The 20,268-nt window shown below is 38.2% G+C and carries 16 protein-coding genes; 7 read left to right on the top strand and 9 right to left on the bottom strand.

Features of this window, described 5'->3' with window-relative positions; genetic code table 11:
* Positions 1–55: 55 nt before the first annotated feature.
* Entirely contained in the window at positions 56–2,227 is a 2,172-nt protein-coding gene (locus I6E85_RS07725) for a S46 family peptidase (RefSeq protein WP_197236782.1), read from the top strand.
* 105 nt (positions 2,228–2,332) lie between these two features.
* On the opposite strand, the gene map is transcribed toward I6E85_RS07725, so the two are convergent.
* Both map and I6E85_RS07715 read right to left on the bottom strand, forming a co-directional pair.
* Positions 2,333–3,109, bottom strand: a complete 777-nt coding sequence (gene map / locus I6E85_RS07720) for a type I methionyl aminopeptidase (protein ID WP_197236781.1) — start codon at positions 3,107–3,109, stop codon at positions 2,333–2,335.
* Positions 3,102–3,308, bottom strand: coding sequence for a ParD-like family protein (locus tag I6E85_RS07715; RefSeq protein ID WP_024596935.1), 207 nt, complete (start codon positions 3,306–3,308; stop codon positions 3,102–3,104). Before I6E85_RS07715 ends, map begins: the two co-directional genes overlap by 8 nt.
* Before the next feature lie 203 nt (positions 3,309–3,511).
* Between I6E85_RS07715 and I6E85_RS07710 the strand changes: the two genes are divergently transcribed.
* The 5 genes from I6E85_RS07710 to gntR all read left to right on the top strand — a co-directional run bounded on the left by I6E85_RS07710 (position 3,512) and on the right by gntR (position 11,095).
* Positions 3,512–6,031: a bifunctional diguanylate cyclase/phosphodiesterase gene (locus I6E85_RS07710; protein ID WP_231621020.1), complete on the top strand. Its 2,520-nt coding sequence runs from the start codon at positions 3,512–3,514 to the stop codon at positions 6,029–6,031.
* A gap of 309 nt (positions 6,032–6,340) precedes the next feature.
* A complete protein-coding gene (locus I6E85_RS07705; RefSeq protein ID WP_197236780.1) occupies positions 6,341–7,612 on the top strand; it encodes an O-acetylhomoserine aminocarboxypropyltransferase/cysteine synthase family protein in 1,272 nt (423 codons plus the stop codon).
* Positions 7,613–7,870: 258 nt separating this feature from the next.
* Entirely contained in the window at positions 7,871–8,251 is a 381-nt protein-coding gene (locus I6E85_RS07700) for a BlaI/MecI/CopY family transcriptional regulator (RefSeq protein ID WP_002960288.1), read from the top strand.
* An 11-nt stretch (positions 8,252–8,262) separates the two neighbouring features.
* The gene (locus tag I6E85_RS07695) at positions 8,263–9,879 is read left to right on the top strand and encodes a M56 family metallopeptidase (RefSeq protein WP_010552958.1); all 1,617 of its coding nucleotides are present in this window, start codon (positions 8,263–8,265) and stop codon (positions 9,877–9,879) included.
* 205 nt (positions 9,880–10,084) lie between these two features.
* Positions 10,085–11,095, top strand: a complete 1,011-nt coding sequence (gene gntR, locus I6E85_RS07690; protein ID WP_197236779.1) for a gluconate operon transcriptional repressor GntR — start codon at positions 10,085–10,087, stop codon at positions 11,093–11,095.
* 109 nt (positions 11,096–11,204) lie between these two features.
* On the opposite strand, the gene gntU is transcribed toward gntR, so the two are convergent.
* On the bottom strand, positions 11,205–12,548 hold the full coding sequence (gene gntU / locus I6E85_RS07685) for a gluconate transporter (protein ID WP_197236778.1): 1,344 nt from the start codon (positions 12,546–12,548) through the stop codon (positions 11,205–11,207).
* A gap of 150 nt (positions 12,549–12,698) precedes the next feature.
* On the opposite strand from gntU, the gene I6E85_RS07680 reads away from it, so the two are divergent.
* A complete protein-coding gene (locus tag I6E85_RS07680) occupies positions 12,699–13,247 on the top strand; it encodes a gluconokinase (protein ID WP_197236777.1) in 549 nt (182 codons plus the stop codon).
* A 32-nt stretch (positions 13,248–13,279) separates the two neighbouring features.
* Here I6E85_RS07680 and I6E85_RS07675 read toward each other — a convergent pair whose 3' ends face one another.
* From I6E85_RS07675 to I6E85_RS07650, 6 genes are all read right to left on the bottom strand, one after another.
* Complete coding sequence (locus tag I6E85_RS07675) at positions 13,280–13,468, bottom strand: DUF1289 domain-containing protein (RefSeq protein WP_002960277.1); 189 nt, start codon at positions 13,466–13,468, stop codon at positions 13,280–13,282.
* A gap of 2 nt (positions 13,469–13,470) precedes the next feature.
* Positions 13,471–14,025, bottom strand: a complete 555-nt coding sequence (locus I6E85_RS07670; protein ID WP_197236776.1) for a hypothetical protein — start codon at positions 14,023–14,025, stop codon at positions 13,471–13,473.
* Positions 14,026–14,134: 109 nt separating this feature from the next.
* Positions 14,135–14,749 (bottom strand): bifunctional phosphoribosyl-AMP cyclohydrolase/phosphoribosyl-ATP diphosphatase HisIE, encoded by a 615-nt coding sequence (gene hisIE / locus I6E85_RS07665; protein WP_007580656.1) that lies wholly within the window; start codon positions 14,747–14,749, stop codon positions 14,135–14,137.
* The gene (hisF, locus tag I6E85_RS07660) at positions 14,740–15,519 is read right to left on the bottom strand and encodes an imidazole glycerol phosphate synthase subunit HisF (protein WP_101162865.1); all 780 of its coding nucleotides are present in this window, start codon (positions 15,517–15,519) and stop codon (positions 14,740–14,742) included. The genes hisIE and hisF overlap by 10 nt, the downstream gene beginning before the upstream one ends.
* Before the next feature lie 464 nt (positions 15,520–15,983).
* On the bottom strand, positions 15,984–19,043 hold the full coding sequence (locus I6E85_RS07655; protein ID WP_101162866.1) for an efflux RND transporter permease subunit: 3,060 nt from the start codon (positions 19,041–19,043) through the stop codon (positions 15,984–15,986).
* Positions 19,044–19,053: 10 nt separating this feature from the next.
* Positions 19,054–20,124 (bottom strand): efflux RND transporter periplasmic adaptor subunit, encoded by a 1,071-nt coding sequence (locus I6E85_RS07650; protein WP_101162867.1) that lies wholly within the window; start codon positions 20,122–20,124, stop codon positions 19,054–19,056.
* Positions 20,125–20,268 lie beyond the last annotated feature (144 nt).

Below are 20,268 nucleotides of genomic sequence, written 5' to 3'. Positions count from 1 at the left end.
CTTATTGTCCCATCGCGAGTAACCTGTTATAGAAACAAATAAAAAGGATTCTATAATGCGTTTAAAACCTCTTGTAGCTACATTAGTAGCCACATTTTCTTTATCACTTTCAAGTAGTGCCTTAGCCGACGAAGGCATGTGGCAACCACACCAACTTCCAGAGTTAGAATCAATTTTAAAAGCCAAGGGGCTTGAAATTGATGTTGAATCTATTTCTAAATTAACCGAATTCCCAATGAATGCGGTAATTAGCCTAGGTGGTTGTACAGCATCGTTTGTATCGCCTAAAGGTTTAGTTGTGTCAAACCATCACTGTGTTTATGGCTCGGTACAATACAACTCAACGCCTGAAAACAATATCTTAGAAAATGGCTTTTTAGCTAAAAGTCCTGCTGAGGACTTACCAGCAGCGCCGGGTTCACGCGTATACGTCACAGAAACAGTTACTAATGTGACTGACAAAGTTAGTAAAGGTATTGAAGAACTAAGCGGTAAAGCACGCTACGACGCAATAGTAAAAAACGAAAAAGCGCTAGTAGCCCAGTGTGAAGCCGACGAAAGCTACCGTTGTAATGTGTATTCATTTCATGGTGGCTTAGAGTTTTACCTAATTAAGTCACTTGAAATTAAAGACGTACGTTTATCTTATGCACCGGCAATGGGCGTAGGTAAATACGGTGGCGATATAGATAACTGGATGTGGCCGCGCCACACAGGCGACTTTGGTTTTTACCGTGCTTATGTAGGCAAAGATGGAAAACCAGCTGAGTACAGCGAAGACAACGTACCTTACGTACCTGACTCTTACCTAAAAGTAAGTGCCAAAGGCGTGCAAGAAGGCGACTTTGTAATGGTTACAGGCTACCCAGGGCGTACTAACCGCTACCGTATAGCAACAGAGGTAGATAACGTATTTAACGACAGCTACCCTAAAGCACGCGTTCATAACTCAAAATACGTGTCGCTTATTGAAGAAAACTCAGAAGACGGCAGTAAAGCGCGTATTGCTTACGAAAGCACCATTGCAGGTTATAACAACTATATTAAAAACTATGGTTCGATGATCGAAAGCTTCAAAAAAGGCACTATGCTTGAGCGCAAAAAACAGTTTGAGCAAGAGTTAACACAATGGATCAATAGTGATGGTGAGCGTAAAGAGCAATACGGAAGCGTATTAGGTGAGCTATCTGAGCTAATTGCACAATCACAAGAGCACAGTGAACGCGACCGAATGTTAGGTTATGTACATCGCTCACAAATGATCAGCACAGCACGACGTTTATACCGCCTAGCTTACGAAAAACAAAAGCCAAATAGCGAACGTGAATCTGGTTATCAAGAACGTGATTTACCTCGCATTAAAGCGGGGCTTGAGCGTATGAGCCGCCGTTATGATAGCAAAGTAGATAAAGCTATTTTACTGCACTTTTTAGAGCTGTATGCAGCACTTCCAAAAGAAGAGCGTTTTAGCGAAGTTGATAACGTATTTAAAGTACAAAATGGGTTTGATAAAGCAACTCAAAGCGCGTTACTTGATAGCATGTATGAGCAGTCAAGACTCGATAATGCCACTGTTCGCAATTCATTATTTGAACAATCGTTTAGCCAGCTAAATCAAAGCCAAGACCCATTTGTGCAGTATGCTAAAGCCATATTTAAAGTAATGAAAGCACAGGAAGATAAATCAAAAGCACTTGCAGGTAAATTACAAGCAGCTCGCCCAGAGCTAATGAGCGCAATCATTGCGTTTAACAAAGCTAAAAACAAACCTGTATACGCCGATGCCAATAGCACATTACGAGTAACCTATGGCACCGTAGGTGGCTACTCACCTCAAGATGGCTTGGTAGCAACACCTTTTACCTCGCTTGAAGGGTTACTCGCTAAAAACACCGATGTTGACCCATTTAATGCACCTAAAAAGTTACAAGAGCAAATTAAAGCCAAGCTTTACGGTGATTACACGGGCGGCATGAATACAGTACCAGTAAACTTTTTATCAAATGTAGACACTACCGGTGGTAACTCAGGTTCGCCAACACTTAACGGCAAAGCAGAGCTTGTTGGTTTACTGTTTGACGGTGTTTACGAAAGTATTATTGGTGACTGGGATTACAACCCTGAGCTTAATCGCTCAATCCACGTTGATTCACGCTACATGCTGTGGGTAATGGATAAAGTAGATAATGCACAAAACTTATTAGACGAAATGACAATCGTAAAATAAGTAATTAGTGAGATAACAGAAGGGCGCTTACCGTAAAGGAAGCGCCTTTTTTATTAATCATAATGGGTTACGGTTTGTATACGTCAGTAGCATAACTTAGTTTTGCTAAGCACGCTTCTCTTCATCGCGAAGTGTTAAAACTTCGAAGCCCGTTTCTGTTACTAGAACGGTATGTTCCCACTGAGCAGAAAGTTTCTTGTCTTTTGTTACGACTGTCCATCCATCTTTTTTAGTTTTTACCTTCTTGGAACCTTGGTTGATCATAGGCTCTATAGTAAAGGTCATACCTGCTTCAAGCACTAACCCTGTATGAGGTTTACCATAATGCAAAACTTGCGGCTCTTCATGCATTTCTTTACCAATACCATGACCGCAATATTCACGTACTACACTATAACCAGAAGATTCAGCGTGCTTTTGAATAGCATAGCCAATATCACCAAGCGTTGCTTTTGGCTTTACCACCTTAATACCTTCCCACATAGCATCATAAGTCGTTTTAACCAATCGTTTGGCTTCTGAGCTTGTCGCTGCAAAAGTATACATTTTACTTGAATCACTGATATAACCATTTTTCTCTAAGGTAATATCAATATTTAAAATATCTTTGTTTTTTAATTTATAAATATTATTGGGTACACCATGGCACACTACGTCATTAACAGATGAGTTCAATGAATACCGATAGCCATATTGGCCTTTACTGGCAGGACGAGCATGTAACACATTGGTAATATAGCTTTCTACTTTAGTGTCTATATCTAACGTAGTTATGCCCTCGCAAATAAAATCATCAAGCATTTTAAATACCTGAGCTAAAAGCTTTCCTGAATCTCTCATGAGCTCAATTTCTGCATCAGTCTTTATTGTTGCTTTACTCATGCAAAAGATCCTGAATAGTAAGCTTTTCTTTTATGAGTTGTTTTTTAATTATTTCATGGTAGGTAAGTGTCGGATTTAACTCAGCAAGCATGCCTATTTTAATCCAAAACTCTGCTTGTGAATTGATAGATCTGGACATGATATTACTCGATTTTCTAATTTCTTCATGCAGCCCATCTGATATTTTCACTATTCCCATTATATATACCGTATATGATTTATTATGTATCGTATATAATGAAAACATGGATGTCAACTTGGAGGTCTTACAATCAAAAGTGTATTTCTCGGCCACTTCACAAGAAAAATGATTAATAAGTAATACTTTATGTTTGCATTGAATTATATAAGCAATCCTTTTAAACTGCATTGGGGCAGCTGATAAATTTAATGGGTTATGATATGAGATTGAATGTGACAAGAAGTGCGACTAGTATTTTATATAGCGCTATTTTGTATTTTCACTGTATTATTTTTGCACTAGGAATGGTTGAATCTACTTTTTCTGGGTATGAATTAATGAAGGTGATAAGCCCCACGACGGCAATAATTTCACTGTTAATTGCAGGCGTTTTAGCAACCATAAAAAAAGTAAGTCTATATACAAAGAAGTATTGCATCGCAATAGCTACAGTTGCTGCATTGTGTTTTCTATTTATTCAGTTTTCTTTTTTATTTCATATGCAGGTTAATTTCGATCTGGGAAGCCTTGATAACAACCCATTTACTTTATCATTGTACGCCATTTTTATGTTTACTTGTTTTTCAGCAATTACTATCAAAGCTTTTCATAAAAATATAAAAATAAATGAAATGAAAAAAATAAAATTAGTCGTATTTATAGTTGTATTAATCGGTTCAACTGTGTGGCATCAGTCATCTTTGAATCTAGTCAGAACCCAAGATGCTAATGCAAGAGAAAAAATACACTTATTAGAAACAATGATAAACCGCTCTTTGGCTTCACAGAAAAAAGCTCTAGCTAGAATAAAGACTAGAGTAGAAAAAGTTAGTTTTGAAGATTTTATGCGTCTAATTAATATAGACTCAAAAAATTACATTAGTGATTATAATATAATCAAAGGTGTTTTAGTTCTTGATAATGAATTAAATTATATTTCAGGCGATAATTTTTCTAGCAGTTTTTACTTAAATGGAATGCTAGAAAAACCTACAATAAAATTATGGCTTAAAAGAGATATAGAGGAAGTCCAATTTGCAGCTAACTCATTAACTCTAGACTCCGATATACCAATTTTAATGTTTTTAGCCCCTGTTAAACTTGCGAATCAAAGTCGTTTTTATATATTAAATTTACTAGATATGAACTTATTATTAGAGAAAAGTTATTTAAAATATCTTAGTCGGTATGATACATATTTAGAATTAACTCCAAATGTATACTTTTCAGTAGACTATAAAAATAAAACTCAGTCTGATTTAAACAAGCTAACTAGCCGTTATAACCATTTTATCACTGAAAAAATAAATGTGATGGGTTTAGTTGAACATAATGTCTATACCTTTATCAATGACTATGAAGCAATACACATTGATACCATAATTGATCAATTAATATTATGGTTTACGTTTCTATTTATATTTATTTTTGTACTGGTAGCTGATTCATCAAGAGCCTTAGAGTTTAGTACAAAGCATGATGAATTAACTGGTTTACTGAGATTGAAAGCTTTGGAAGAAGAGTTTCTGCAGCTTAGCTCGGTTAGAGGATATAGTAATTTTGCAACTGTAATAGTTAAACTAGATTTTTATGAAGAGATACATAACTCTTTAGGTTATGAAATCAGTGATAAAATTCTGAAAAAAGCTTCTGAAAGAATAAGTATAAATGTTGACAACCGAGTATTAATTTCTAAGGGAATTAACGATAGCTTTGTTTTATATTTTACAGATACTACACCAGCTATCCTTGAGCAAAAAATTGAGGCTCTAATACTCGATTTATCTAAAGCGTACTGTATAGACACATTTGACTTCAATCTTACTGCAAGTGCTGGAGTGGTATTTTATCAAACCCCCGAATTATTTAATTTTAAGCTTAACCTTCAGCAAGCAAATATAGCCCTTGAAAAATCTACAGAGCTTGGAGGGAATCAAATACACTTTTATCAACAAATAATGGATGATAAACACAGCGAAAAAATTATTATCCGAAATAATTTACACACGGCTCTAAAGAACAACGAATTAGAAGTGTTCTACCAACCTATACATAACTTGAATGGGAACCAAATTGTAGGTGTTGAAGCGCTAGTTAGGTGGTGTTGTAACGGTGAATGGATCTCTCCGGCAAAATTTATCCCTGTAGCAGAAACTACGGGTCAAATAGTTCAAGTAGGTAAACAAGTTTTAAATCAAGTCCTTCACGATATAAAAAAACATTCGCAACTGCAAAATATAACCGTAGCAGTTAATTTTTCAACCAAGCAGATTATTAAAGACAATTTTTCTATCGACTTACTCCATTTACTTACTCAAAATAACATCACATATAAAAATTTCACTGTTGAAGTCACTGAGTCCTCCTTTCAAGAAAAGACATCTATAGAGAAAACATTACTTGAATTAATTAATTCAGGTTTGAATGTTGCTATAGACGATTTTGGGACTGGTTTTTCAAGTTTGTCATATCTTGCTAATCAGCCCGCGAACATTATTAAAATTGATCGAGAGTTTACTCTTGGAGCGGATAAAGATACGAAAGAACGAAAGCTTTTAGATACCATTATCAAAGTTTGTTATGACTTAGGCAAAAAAGTGGTAGTAGAGGGGGTAGAAGATGAAAAGCTAATTACACACTTATCTAGATATAAAGGTATTAGGATTCAAGGATACTTTTTCTCAAAGCCGCTTCCTGTTGACCAACTTATTGAATATATTCGAGCCATACAATACAAATAATATTAGTAATTTATGTTGTCCTCTAAAGTTTCTAATACATATTTCGATTAAGCTTGTTTTATTTAGTGCTTAATACTAATTCATTAAATATAACCTTAAAATAACTTACTACCTAATGGAAGAACACAGCCATATAAAGTTTTTTTATATGGCTTTTCTAAAAAGTTCAAAAGAACATAATCCTTGAACTCATAGCTATTAACCGCCTTAACTTAAATCAAATCACCTTAACACCCTTAAATATATTTCATGTACATTTTATAACCAAGAAGTGCTAGGTTAGTGGTAAATTAATTGAAGGAAATAATTATGAAATTAGAGTCATTAGCACTGCACCACGGTTACGAATCTGAGCCTACGACCAAATCGGCAGCCGTGCCTATTTATCACACTTCTTCTTATACATTTGACAACACGCAGCATGGCGCTGATTTATTCGATTTAAAAGTACCTGGAAATATTTACACCCGCATAATGAACCCAACTAATGCCGTACTTGAGCAACGTATTGCTGCAATGGAAGGGGGTATTGGTGGGCTAGCTGTTGCCTCTGGGATGGCCGCTATTACGTATGCTATTCAATGCTTGTGTGAAGTAGGCACTAATATTGTAAGTACCAGCCAAGTATATGGTGGCACGTATAACTTATTTGCACATACCTTACCTAGGCAAGGTATTGAAGCGCGCATGATTAAAGCCGATGACTTTACCGCGTTCGAGAATGCAATTGACGACAACACCCGCGCTGTTTTTTGTGAATCTATTGGTAATCCTGCAGGTAATATTGTTGATATTGAACGTTTAGCACGTATTGCACATAGCAAAGGTGTGCCGCTTATTGTTGATAATACCGTGGCTACGCCGTATTTATGCCGCCCATTTGAGCTGGGCGCCGATATAGTGGTTCACTCACTTACAAAGTATATAAACGGGCACGGTACTGCTATTGGCGGCATGATTGTCGACTCAGGAAAATTTGATTGGAAAGCGAATGCCACGCGTTTTGCAATGATGAACGAGCCCGATCCGTCGTATCACAATGTGGTTTATACCGAAGCTTTTGCTGAAGCTGCATTTATTGGTCGTTGTAGAGTAGTGCCACTTAGAAATACTGGCGCAGCGCTTGCCCCTAAAAACGCATCTGACATTTTAATCGGCCTTGAAACCTTAGGCTTAAGAATGGATCGCCACTGCGAAAATGCACAGCACTTGGCTGAGTATTTAGAAAATCATCCAAAAGTGCTTTGGGTTAACTACGCAGGGCTTGAATCAAGCCCGTATAAAGAAATGAGTCAAAAAATTACCAGTGGCAAAGCATCGGGTATTTTAAGCTTTGGTATTGCTGGTGGCCTAGAAGCAGGCACTCGTTTTATTGATGCGCTAAACATGATTTTACGCTTAGTTAATATTGGCGATGCCAAGTCGCTTGCGTGTCATCCTGCGTCAACCACACACCGCCAATTAAATGATGAAGAGCTTGCTAATGCGGGCGTAAGCCGCGATTTAATTCGTTTATCGGTCGGTATTGAGAACATTGCTGACATAATTGCCGATGTAAGCCAAGCGCTCGATAAAGCATAGTTACCTCACTACCTTTCATAAAAAACTTTAAAGCATAAAAAGCGTTAGTTGAAAATAAACTATCGTTTTTTATGTTTTTCTAAAATCTATTAATAAGTATACCTCTTTATTTTATCTACCTTTTTTATAAAACCTTCCTAAGACTTTTATATTTCTACCGTTTGTTTTTTATTCACATGTCAATTTTGTATTGACACTAAGATTACTTACTACTACATTTGTAACAGTACCACTACAAGTGTAGTAATAGGAGCGACAATGAAACTTAGTGATTTTGAAATGGATATTATGCAGCTGCTCTGGCAGGAAGAGCCCTGTACCGCGAGTCAACTACATAAGGTGCTTTTAGCTGATAAGCAAAAAGATAAAAAAGTAGCCTATACAACAGTTAAGACTATTGTAGATAGGTTAGAACACAAAGGAGCGATTGAGCGTTGTGGACATGAAGGGCGAGCTATTGTTTTTAGAACAATAGTTACTCAAGACACATTATCGGAGCAAGCTATGCCTAGTTTTATGCAACGATTTTTTAAAGGTAATTCTCGTAGTTTAATTGCCCACTTTATCAAAGAAGAAAAGCTAAATGATGAAGATATAGAATATTTACAAACGCTTTTAAAAAATAAGAAGTTAGATTAAAGGAGAGGGTAATGACGGATTATTTACTAACTTGCACACTTATTAGCTTATGTATTTTGCTTACAGTAAAAGGGCTTAAAAATGCCCCAGCACGATTAAACTTTTACATTTTAATGATTGCCTTGGCATGTTGGTTTGTCCCTTGGCAATACTTATCTCAGTTATCATTTTTTGAAGGATCAGAACGTTACACATTAAATGTGGCGCAAATTGTTCCCGATATAAAAGTATTAATACCAGATACCTTACACACAACGACTCCGAACACGCTACTAAGTAAGCAGAGTATGTGGGACTTTGTTCCATCAATGAGTAATATTTTTATTATTTTGCTTGTTAGTGGTTTTGGACTGTTTTTATTACGCGTGGGCTTATATGTAAAGCTTATAAAAAATTTATACATTAACTCAAAGCCAAGTCCTGAACTTAACCACATTAACAATCAGTATCCAATTAGACTAACAACCCATACAGAACCTGCTTTTGCTACCGGGTTAATAAAGCCTGTTATTTGGTTAGAGTCGACGATGACACACCGTAAAGAATTAGATTCAGTCATTCAACACGAGGTAACTCATTTACAACAAGGTGATATTTATTGGACGTGGCTTATTTGTTTTATAGAAAGCGTTTTTTGGTGGAATCCTATTTGCTTAAAGTTAACTGGTTTAGCAAAAGAGCAACTCGAACTTAGCTGTGATGAGTTGTGTATGCAAAAGCTAAAAGGTAAATACCAATTGGATTTAGCCAGTTTATTGCTACAAGAGCAAAGTGCTAAAAGCTCGCCTAACTTTTTTACCCCCCCACTTTTGAATATTGCTCATTCTAAGAGTTTTAATATTCAGAGGATCAAAATGTTAAACAAGGAAAAAACAATGAAAAGTAAATATTTGGTTATGGTTGCGGCGGCAATGTCTTTTAGTGCTTTAGCTGCAGCGCAAATTGTAGACGGTAGTTCAGATAACAAACAGCAAAGTAATAATACGTCTCAGGCTCCTGTTAAAAGTGAAGAATATAAACAACAACTTGCACAGCTTCTAAAAAGCGCTGCTGGGGCAAAAAGTGATAACCCTGAACTGTTAAGCCAAGCTGCGCAAGGCATTCAAGATTGGCACTTGAATAGAGACAAACTTACTGGTTTTGAAGAAGCTGAAATCAAACTACAAAGCTTTAGGCTGCTAAATCACGTTTACTCTAAACTTGAGCAATATGATGACATACTGAGTGCTTACGAAAAATGGTACGAGCCGGGCAGTAACCCGCCTTACTTTTTAAAAAATTCACTAGCAACGGCCTATATACAGCTAGGGCGTTATGAGCTTGCTGTTGCAGAGCTTGAAGATTTATCAAAACAGCTTGAAGGGAAGCTACATGTTGGCTCTGCTGATAACTTAGCACTGGCATACATTTACCTTGCTGATTACGATAAAGCATTAAAAACCCTAGAGCAGGTTGATGCAAAAGACAATGTATACGGAAATATCCTTAAATATTATGTTTATGATAAACAAAATAACCGTAAAAAGATGGATGAAATTAAAAGTAAAATTCCAGAAGTATTTGCAGTTACCCCCGCGTTATTACCACAAAGCGGCGTACCTGGTTCGCAATTGTTGAGATTGCTATAAGTTTTTAATTACGATGAGGCTCGGAGTATCTGAGCCTCTGTTTAATGTTATTGGTACAAATACAGATTTATTCATTAAAATAGGTCTAGGTTATTTAAATCTCTTGGGTAATCGCTTAGTGATAACCTAAATAAAAATGGCTAAAAGTAGTGATTTTTCACAATAGTTGGTATGTTACAAGTAACATTTTATTTAATTGTGTGTGATGAAAAAAAACAAACGTTCTTCTCTTCAAGATATTGCCGATGCGGTTGGTGTAACCAAAATGACGGTGAGTCGTTATTTACGTAATCCCGAAAAAGTATCAGAGTCTACTCGCACTAAAATTAGTGCAGCTATTGATACGCTAGGTTACATTGCAAATAAAGCCCCTGATTTACTCTCTAATGCTAAAAGCTACTCTATTGGTGTACTCGTTCCATCGTTAACGAATCACGTGTTTGCTCAAGTTATAAGAGGTATTGAAGATGTAACAGGGCCTGCAGGGTATCAAACAATGTTGGCCCATTATGGTTACAACCCTGAAATTGAAGAAAAACGGGTTGAGTATTTATTGTCGTACCACGTTGATGGTTTAATTTTATCAGAAACCACACACACAGACAGAACGCTAAAAATGATTGAAATGTCAGGCGTACCTGTGATTGAAATAATGGATACTCATCACTCTCCTATGCAACAAGCGGTTGGTTTTGATAACCTTAAAGCAGCTTTTGATATGACGACAGCACTTTTAAATAAAGGCTATCGCAATATTGTTTATATTGGAGCAAGGCTCGATGTACGAACACGCCTAAAATTTCAAGGTTATTCAGATGCTATGTTAGCTAAAGGCTTTACGCCTAAAAGTGTGATGACTGATCAAGCTTCATCTTACAGTTTAGGCGCTGAACTTTTACAAAAAGCGCGTGCCGAATACCCAAATACTGACTGTTTGTTTTGTACTAATGATGATTTAGCAATTGGGGCTATTTTTGAGTGCCAGCGAAACAATATTTTAGTGCCTAGCCAAATGGGGGTTGTGGGTTTTCATGGTCATGATATTGGCCAAGCAATGGTGCCTCAATTAGCAAGTGTGATCACCCCTCGTTATCAGATAGGTAATGTTGCGGGAAGAGAATTGTTGAGCCGGATTAATTCCGATTTGGATACTAGCATGAATTATAAGCAAGTAATTGATACTGGTTATATAGTTCATCTAGGTGAGAGTGTTTAAATACTCAAATTACATGAGCTTAATTACATGATCTTAATTACCTGAGCCTAAATAACAAAAGGCTCAGGTAATTTTTATATGTGTGATGATAACTCTACATACTGTAATTTTACAAAAACAGAGAAATAATCATAGCGACAAGTGCGCCAACAGTACCAATAATGGTTTCCATAACTGTCCATGTTTTAAGAGTTTGCATTTCGCTCAAACCGAGATAGCGACTCGCTAACCAAAATCCTGAGTCGTTTACATGAGAGAGCACAATAGAGCCCCCACCAATAGCGATGGTAACAGCGGCAAGCTGCGCTCCATCAAGGCCTAAAGGCTGAAGCATTGGAATAATTAAGCCACACGCTGTAAGCATAGCTACTGTCGCAGAGCCTTGAATGACCCGCACAGCGGCTGATAATACAAAAGCGAGTATTACAATCGGTAAGCCTGAGCCAGCTAAGTAATTACCCAGTGCCGTACCTACTCCTGAATCAACTAATACTTGTTTAAATACCCCACCGGCACCAGTGACAAGAATAATAATTCCCGCAGGTTGTAAGGCACTACCACAAATTTCCATGATTCTAGCATTAGGGACACCGCGCCTTGCGCCGAGCAAATAAAATGCCATTAGGCAGGCAACTAAAATTGCAGTAAATGGATGACCTATAAAGGCTAACCAATTATATAAATCAGAGTCTTTTTCAACAAAGCGACTACCAATAGTATTTAAACTAATCATAATTAATGGTAAAGCAATCAAACCTAATGCTAATCCAAAACTAGGCGTCCCTTTACCAACTCTTTGGTTATCGTCGATTTGTTCGTGCTGTGGGAGTTCTACATGAATAGATTTAGAAATAATAGAGCCCCAAATTGGACCTCCTATAATCATTGCCGGTATGGCAGCAATAAGGCCAAATAAAATCATATAACCATAGTCAGCGCCTAATTGAGAGGCAACCAAAATCGGCCCTGGCGCAGGAATAAGAAACGCCTGACAAGACGCTATTCCAGCAAGTAGCCCAATACCAATTTTAACAACGCTGCCACCGCCTTTTCTTACCACAGCAAAAACAATACCGATTAAAAGTACAACGGCTACATCAAAAAACAGGGGGAGGGCACAAATAAAGCCCGTAAAGGTAAGCGCCCAATTAGCGTTTTTTTCTCCAAAACGGTGTAAAAGTGTGTGGGCAATACGATCCAGCGCGCCGGTTTCTTCCATTACTTTGCCAAACATGGCGCCTAAAGCGACCACCACCGCTACAAAGCCTAGCGTTCCAGCCATTCCCTTTTGAATTGTACCGGCAATTATTTCAGGGCTCATTCCTGAGAGTAATCCTGCAATCATAGAAACAAGGATTAAAGAGACGACAGCATGTAGTCGTACTTTCATTACTAAGAAAAGCAATAAAAATATGGAGCCTGCCGCTGTTAGTATTAAAGATAGATCTGACATTTTTCCCTACTTATATTCAGTGTGAATTATGATGTTTAGTGTGTGTTTAACTTCACTTTCGTATTTGTTACCGGTAACATGTTACCCGTAACTCAATATAATATATACATTGAAAATAATTAATTATTAAATTAAGGCGAGGGTAAATACATGAGTAACACAAATGTAGGTCGTGTTTATATTGTAATGGGGGTTTCAAGCACAGGAAAGTCAAGTGTGGGTGATGCATTAGCAAAGCGCATTGGCGCTAAATTTATCGACGGAGACGATTTACATCCCAAGGCTAATATATTAAAAATGTCATCTGGGCAGCCTTTAAACGATGCTGATCGTGTGCCTTGGCTAGAAAGAATACGTGATGCTGCATTTAGCATTGAAAAGAAAAATGAAATTGCGGTAATAGTCTGCTCTGCATTAAAAAAGAAATACCGAGAACAAATATGTGACGGAAATACAGGTATTACCTTTTTACATCTTTATGGTGATTTTGAACTGGTTAAAAGCCGTATGCAGGACAGAAAAGGACATTTTATGCCTGTTGATTTACTCAAAAGCCAATTTGAAGCGCTAGAAGTGCCAAAAGAAGATGAGCCCAATGTTATAAATATAGATATTAATAACTCATTCGAGCAAGTAGTCGAAAGCTGTATTAGCGCAACTAAAATGAATAGTCACAACAAGTTAAAAGTTTTTAGTTAACTGTTACTTTTAACATTTAGGGGCTTTATTTTTTATGAGTTAGCATCTGCTCGTGGTGTTTCTAAAATCGCTTTTTTTTCATCTTCAGATAATATTATCCAATCAAAAATTTCTTCGTTAGTACGCCCACAACCGGTGCAGTAACCGCTGCGCCTTTCGCATATTCCTAGGCAATCAGTTTTAAATTTAGATGGTTTTTTGTTTTGATTTAATTGGCGCATAATTATAGCCCTAACGGTGGTGCAATTTCAAAGCGAGTAGAAAACCCATTACCTTCTTGATTGGTAGAGAGTGTAATGACAGGGGTTTTAGTATTAAGTACAAATGTGCTGTAAATTGAACTTGCTGTTTCTTTTTGGCTTTCAAACCAACCTGTTGTGGTTAAGCATTGGCGTAATTGCTTAGCCAGTTTTTGATGAGACCTTACGGTTTGCGTTTGTGTATTAACAGGTGTTTGGCATTGGTAGCTTGCTTGCTCTGAATTATTTAAAGTAACCGTACAGGTTGCTCCAATAATATGAGTATTAGTACGCCATTTATTAGTAAACTGGTTATTTACTTTATCTGTTTTGATTGAATTAAAACCAGACTCATAACCATTTATTAGGTTATTTATGGTGCTGCATTCATCGAGTGTTACTGTGGTTTTTACAGACTGATTCGTTGTAGTAGTGGTTGCTGTAGTTGTAGTCTGATTAGTTTTGCTGGTACAGCCCGCTAAAATAAACGCGATAACTAAAATAAATGCGACAATAGAAGGAGTAATATAGTTTTTCATAGTTCACAGTAACCGATTAATTTAGCCACGCACTATATCACACGTGATTTACTGTAAAAATAAAAAGGCCCATAAGATATGAGCCTTTTTCAATTTGCTTTAGCAGGTGCTATTTATGGCGACCTTGCAAGCATTTAACTACATCTTCAAGGGCTAAGCCTTGGCGTTGTAGCAATACTGTAAGGTGATAAATTAAATCAGCAGACTCGTTTGTTAGCTCATCGTTATCGTGTTTCATAGCGGCAAGGGCAACTTCTACGCCTTCTTCACCTACTTTTTGACAACTACGGCTTAAGTCTTTTGCAAATAATGACGCTGTGTAGCTTTTTTCAGGGTCGTCGTTTTTACGCGCTACAATCACATCTTCTAACTGTGCTAAAAAGCTTAAACTTGGTTTTGCTTCATCACCAAAACAGCTTTGTGTGCCTAAGTGGCACGTTGGACCTTCTGGATTGGCAAGTACTAAAATTGAATCGTAGTCACAATCGGTATGCACAGATACTACGTTTAAGTAGTTTTCTGATGACTCACCTTTAGTCCATAAACGCGATTTTGAACGCGAGTAAAACGTCACTTTATTACTCTCAAGCGTAACGTTTAGTGCTTCGCTGTTCATAAAGCCTTGCATTAAAATAACACCCGAGCGGGCATCTTGAATAATAGCAGGGATCATTTCACTTTTAGCGAAATCGACTTGAGCTTGGTTTTGTTGTGTTACTTGCATAATCTTGCTGCCACTTGGTTATCTGTTAAAAATTGTTTTAGTTCGCCAATGTTAATCACATTTTTATGAAAAACGCTGGCGGCTAATGCACCATCTACTTTGCTTTGTTTAAATACATCAACAAAATCTTGCATGCTACCCGCACCGCCAGAGGCGATTAAAGGAATATCACACAGCTCGCGAATTTTACTCAGCTGCTCATTGTCGTAACCATTACGAACGCCATCTTGGTTCATACAGTTTAAAACAATTTCGCCAGCGCCTAAGTCTTGCACGCGCTGAACCCACTCTTGGGTTTTATAACGAGTACGGCTTGAGGCATTAGGATCGCCTGTAAGCTGATACACTAAGTATTCACCGGTTGTTTCATCGTAAAAGCTATCAATACCGACAACCACACACTGCTTGCCAAACTCATCGTGTAACTCTTTTATAAGCTCAGGACGGGCAATGGCTGGGCTGTTAATACTGATTTTGTCAGCGCCGCGCTCAAGCACGCGCGCTGCATCGGCTACCGATTTAATGCCACCCGCTACACAAAATGGAATATCGATATGGCGGGCAATATTTTCTACCCAATTCACATCGAGTAATCGTTTTTCAACGCTTGCACTGATCTCGTAAAATACCAGTTCGTCGGCACCGGCTTCACTGTACGCTTTAGCAAGTGTTAAAACATCGCCGACTATTTCATGGCCCTTAAATTTAACGCCTTTAACGACTTGGCCGTCTTTTACGTCTAAACAAGGAATTATGCGTTTTGATAACATGCGCTTACCTCGTTTTTAAAATTCTGGATTGTAATATGGTTATTATTACGTTTGTTATTGGTATAACTCATTAGAAGACACATAGACTGCACTTGATATGTTATATTTTTAATAAAAATGAATAGTTAATTTAATGAATGAATCTAAATGCATTACTATGCAATGAATTCTTGGCTCCACTATATAATAAAACTTGCGGTATGTTAATGGCAAAAGTTAGAACTAAAAGTGATAATTCATTCCGGAAAAACGCGCAATCTTGAAACCGTAGACTAAATTCATAAAATACTAAAAATTAGCGTGTTTCTTTAGAAAATCGATAGCAGTTTCGACCGGAATTTTTAGCCTCGTAAAGTGCTTGAAAAGTCTGTAATGTTGGCTGGAATTTTTTATAAATTGCATAGTCGCGATTTAATAATTGGCCATGACTTTTTACTAAGCATGGCCAATTTTTTTCGTTAGTATTAATTAGTTGTTTGTTCGCCTTGTTTAACGTTCATAAATATCGCGTAGAGCACGGGGATCACAATTAAAGTCAGTAGGGTGGCAAACAGTAGACCAAACACCAGTACCACTGACATCGATTGGAAAAACGCATCAAAGTATAGTGGTATTACCCCTAGTACGGTGGTGAGTGTGCCCATCATTACTGGCCTTACACGACTATTTGCCGAATCGATAATGGCCTCATAGCGTGGTTTTCCTTGGCGTATTTCCATATCCATTTGATCCACTAATACAATGGCATTTTTAATCAATAAACCAGAGAGTGATAACAAGCCTAGCAGTCCCATAAATTCTAATGGGATTTGTGTGGTTACCAGCCCAAAAACAACGCCAATTAACGCTAAGGGCACGACTAGCCAAATTATAATAGGTTGTTTTAATGCGTTAAACAGCACGATCACTATTAACACCATGGCTAAAAAACCAAGCGGAATGGTTGAGGCGAGCATTTCATTAGACTCTTTGGATTGACCATATTCGCCATCCCATTCTAGGCGGTAGCCTTGTGGTAGCTCAATGGCGTCTATTTTAGGTTTTACTCTATTAAACAACTCAGAAGCAAGCTCGCCTGGCAGCGGATCGGCCTGAGCTTTTATGGTCCATTCGCGGTCTTCGCGTTTTAATATGCCGTCGCGCCATACGGTTTTAAAGCCATTGGTGACTTGAGCAAGGGGCAGTGTTTCACCGGTTATATTGCTTTGCACTTGAATGTTACCAATATCGTTTATGTCTACGCGTTCTTTTTGTGGCGCTCTGACAATAATAGGAATGAGCTCTTCGCCTTCACGATATTGGCCAACGATTTGCCCTGAAAAGTTTTGTTGCAGTGCTTCGGCAACGGCTTTGCGCGTTACACCCGCGCGCTGTGCATTAATGGCAGAGTACTGTGGCTCAATAACACTAATGCGTTGTCGCCAGGTGTCTTTAATTGACAGCGCACCGCCATCTTCAATTAATACGGCTTTTGCTTTAGCTGCCAGCTCTCTTAGTACACTCGGATCGGGGCCTTTAAATGTGGCTTCTATTTTAGAGCCACCACCGGGGCCCATTACAAAGCGCCATACTTTGCCTTGCGCATCCACAAAGTTGTTATCGATGAAGTTTTGTACCCTAGGTAAGAGTTGATCTAGTTTTTTATAATCATCGACTTTAGCTAAAATTTGCCCGTAAGAGCTGTTGGGTGATTCGCTGCCATAAATAAGCATGTAACGTAATCCGCCGCCACCAATAAGAGTTTGTATGCCTTCAACGCCGTTTTGTTGTTTTACAAACGCTTCAAGTTTGAGCATGTCTTTTTTGGTTTTTTCAATATCGGTGCCTTGCGGTAACCAAAAATCAACCACCATTTGCGGCGTGGTAGAAGCTGGGAAAAATCCTGATTTTACAAATTGAAAACCCCACATAGACACACTAAACATGGCAACCACGACAGTAACCGTTAACCAGCGATGATGAAGCGCCGACACCACAACCGATTGATACAACGCCATAAGTTTATTAGGTTTTACTGATGCTGAGGTATCGGTATCTTGTTCTTTAAATAAGCAATAACAAAACAGGGGCGTTAGGGTAATGGCAAATAACCAGCTGTATAACAAAGAGATTAAAATAACCCAAAATAAATGACCGGTAAATTCAGCTGTATCGCCCGGTGCGAGGCCAATAGGTGCAAAGGCAACAATGCCGACTAATGTGCCGCCAAGTAGTGGCCATTTAGTTTGTTTTACAACTTCACTGGCAATGTCTAACTTTTTACGCCCTTGTTGTGTGCCTACCAAAATTCCTTCTGTCACCACAATCGCATTATCAACCATCATACCGAGGGCAATAATAAGCGCACCTAAGGAAATACGGTGCATGGGTATACCGCTAAAGTCCATGGTAGCAAGGGTCGCAAAAATAGTTAGCAGTAACACGGCACCAATAATAACCCCAGAGCGTAACCCCATAAATAGCAGCAGCGTGACCATGACAATCACCAGCGCCACTAATACATTAACCACAAAGTTATCGACAGAGTCTTGTACCACTTTTCCTTGGTGATAAAACTCATGCACGCTGATGCCAAGCGGTCTTAGGTTTTCAGTTTGCTTTACTTTGTCATCAACGCGGTCAAATACTTTTACCACATTAGCGCCTAATACACTGGCAACTCCCAGTGATATGGCAGGCTTGGAGTTGTAGCGCACTAACTTGGTTGCTGGGCTTTGAAAACCGCGGTATACATTGGCAATATCTTTTAGGTAAATGGTTTTACCTTTAGCACTGGCACTTACCAGTAGGTTTTTAATGGTATCAACGGAGTTTATTTCCCCGGTGGGATCAATAAAAATACGTTGATCGCCAATTTGGGTATTACCTGCACTCAATACGGCGTTTTGTTCATCCAAAATACCGTAAATGTTATTAATAGACACGCCTAAAGAAGCTAACTCTTCTCGGGCTATTTCTACAAATATCCCCTCTTGTTGTACGCCCGTCATGGCAACTTTTGCTACACCGTCTACTTGTAAAATGTCACTTTGTAGCGTTTTAGCATAGGCATGCAGTTCATCGGGGGAGTAACCTTCGGCAGTAATTAAATAACTCAAGCCATATACATCGCCATAATCATCAAACACTTTGGGGGTCCCTGTACCAGGAGGAAGTGTTGGGCGAGTATCGTTAATTTTGTTTCTGAGTTTAGTCCAAATAACTTGTAGCTCAGATTTGGTTGGCGAAAATTCTGATTTAATTTCTACTTTAATTTCAGATAAGCCCGTTGATGAGGTCGACGATATAGTATCGACTTCTTGTAACTCTTGAATGGCACGCTCAAGCGGCTCGGTCACTTCTTTAGCAACCTCAAGCGGGCTCGCGCCTGAATAAGAAACAAATACTTGTGCGGTGCGAATTATAAATTCGGGGTCTTCAAACCGAGCCATGTTTTTGTATGACGAAAAACCAAAGCCAAGCGTTAAAATGATGAGTATAGTGCTAATTAATTTATTATTTATTGTCCACTTTGCTAAATCCATTACTGCGCTCCTATGCTTTAGTCCAAGGACGTACTTTCATACCCTCAGTCACATAGTTTGCACCTGCACCTACAATCACATCACCTGCTTTTAACCCCGCAGTAATAATCAGTTGTTCGCCAATACCTTGTTCAATAGTGACGAGTGTTTTTGATACTTGCATTGTTTGTTGGTCAACAGTCCATACAAAATGCTGGCCGTTTTCTTCAAAAATGGCAAAGGTAGGTACCGCCAGTCGTGTAGCAGTTGAACTCGTTTGACGCTCTATTTTTAGGCTGGCATTCATGCCAGGTAATATATTAAGGTTATTGGGCACAGCAAACGAAAAGCGTACTTCATAGGTTTGACTGGCAGAATCGGCTTCTAAATTGGCACGTCTAAATGTGGCAGCAATAGGGGGAGCCGATACATCTTGTAAAATAACAGTCGCTGAATTGTTTTGTTTAGAATCAACCGTAGCCACAACTGAAGCGGGAATATTTACAACCGCTTCCATTTCACCTTTACCAAAAAGGGTAACTACATGTTGCCCAGCACTGATGTTTTCAAGCTGCTTTACCGGAACTTCTGCAACAATGGCATCATAAGGAGCAACAATAGTGCTATCCGTTAAGGCTTTTTGCGCTGAGTCATACTGTGATTCGGCTACTTCTTTTTTAGATTTTAGTTGCTCTATATCTCGCTGTGAAATAACCCCATCTTTTGCAAGCTGTAAACCACGTTGATAGTCATTGTCGGCCGTTTCAAACTGTACCTTGCTTGATTTAACTTCATTAACAAAATTACGTTGCTCCAATGCGGCTATTACGTCTCCTTTTTTTACGTTTTGCGCGGCAATAACGTTGAGCTTTTCTAGTTTACCACTGACCTGAAAGGCCAGTTTTGAGCTGTTTATTGTATCTATAGTGGCAGGGTAGGTGAGTGTTTTTGATTGAGACCCATCATCAATGGTTATTAACTTAACAGGACGAGGCTTTTTTTGTTTTTGAGTGCTGACTTCGCTATCTGAACAACCGGCTAACAAAAACAGTAGCGCAATACTAATAAAATTAAATTTAGTAAAACATCGTTTATTGATCATCTTGCTTACCTTAAATAAAAAGTGCGGTGTTAATCGTTGGCATTTTTGTGTGGTTTAAAATTATAAAATGCGTAAATGTGTTTATTTTCGAATTTACCTGTAATGCTGTTTATTAAGCTATAACTACTTACTACTTGAAAAAAG

Source organism: Pseudoalteromonas sp. NZS71, from assembly GCF_015864715.1.
Taxonomy (GTDB): Bacteria; Pseudomonadota; Gammaproteobacteria; order Enterobacterales; family Alteromonadaceae; genus Pseudoalteromonas; species Pseudoalteromonas arctica.
The sequence above is the reverse complement of the archived record's forward strand: the minus strand, read 5'-3'. Positions and strand labels throughout refer to the sequence as shown.

Coding starts and splice junctions, on each gene's coding strand:
- I6E85_RS07725 (WP_197236782.1), top strand. CDS start 56: ATGCGTTTAAAACCTCTTGTAGCTACATTAGTAGCCACATTTTCTTTA.
- map (WP_197236781.1), bottom strand. CDS start 3,109: ATGAGTAAAGCAACAATAAAGACTGATGCAGAAATTGAGCTCATGAGA.
- I6E85_RS07715 (WP_024596935.1), bottom strand. CDS start 3,308: ATGGGAATAGTGAAAATATCAGATGGGCTGCATGAAGAAATTAGAAAA.
- I6E85_RS07710 (WP_231621020.1), top strand. CDS start 3,512: ATGAGATTGAATGTGACAAGAAGTGCGACTAGTATTTTATATAGCGCT.
- I6E85_RS07705 (WP_197236780.1), top strand. CDS start 6,341: ATGAAATTAGAGTCATTAGCACTGCACCACGGTTACGAATCTGAGCCT.
- I6E85_RS07700 (WP_002960288.1), top strand. CDS start 7,871: ATGAAACTTAGTGATTTTGAAATGGATATTATGCAGCTGCTCTGGCAG.
- I6E85_RS07695 (WP_010552958.1), top strand. CDS start 8,263: ATGACGGATTATTTACTAACTTGCACACTTATTAGCTTATGTATTTTG.
- gntR (WP_197236779.1), top strand. CDS start 10,085: ATGAAAAAAAACAAACGTTCTTCTCTTCAAGATATTGCCGATGCGGTT.
- gntU (WP_197236778.1), bottom strand. CDS start 12,548: ATGTCAGATCTATCTTTAATACTAACAGCGGCAGGCTCCATATTTTTA.
- I6E85_RS07680 (WP_197236777.1), top strand. CDS start 12,699: ATGAGTAACACAAATGTAGGTCGTGTTTATATTGTAATGGGGGTTTCA.
- I6E85_RS07675 (WP_002960277.1), bottom strand. CDS start 13,468: ATGCGCCAATTAAATCAAAACAAAAAACCATCTAAATTTAAAACTGAT.
- I6E85_RS07670 (WP_197236776.1), bottom strand. CDS start 14,025: ATGAAAAACTATATTACTCCTTCTATTGTCGCATTTATTTTAGTTATC.
- hisIE (WP_007580656.1), bottom strand. CDS start 14,749: ATGCAAGTAACACAACAAAACCAAGCTCAAGTCGATTTCGCTAAAAGT.
- hisF (WP_101162865.1), bottom strand. CDS start 15,519: ATGTTATCAAAACGCATAATTCCTTGTTTAGACGTAAAAGACGGCCAA.
- I6E85_RS07655 (WP_101162866.1), bottom strand. CDS start 19,043: ATGGATTTAGCAAAGTGGACAATAAATAATAAATTAATTAGCACTATA.
- I6E85_RS07650 (WP_101162867.1), bottom strand. CDS start 20,124: ATGATCAATAAACGATGTTTTACTAAATTTAATTTTATTAGTATTGCG.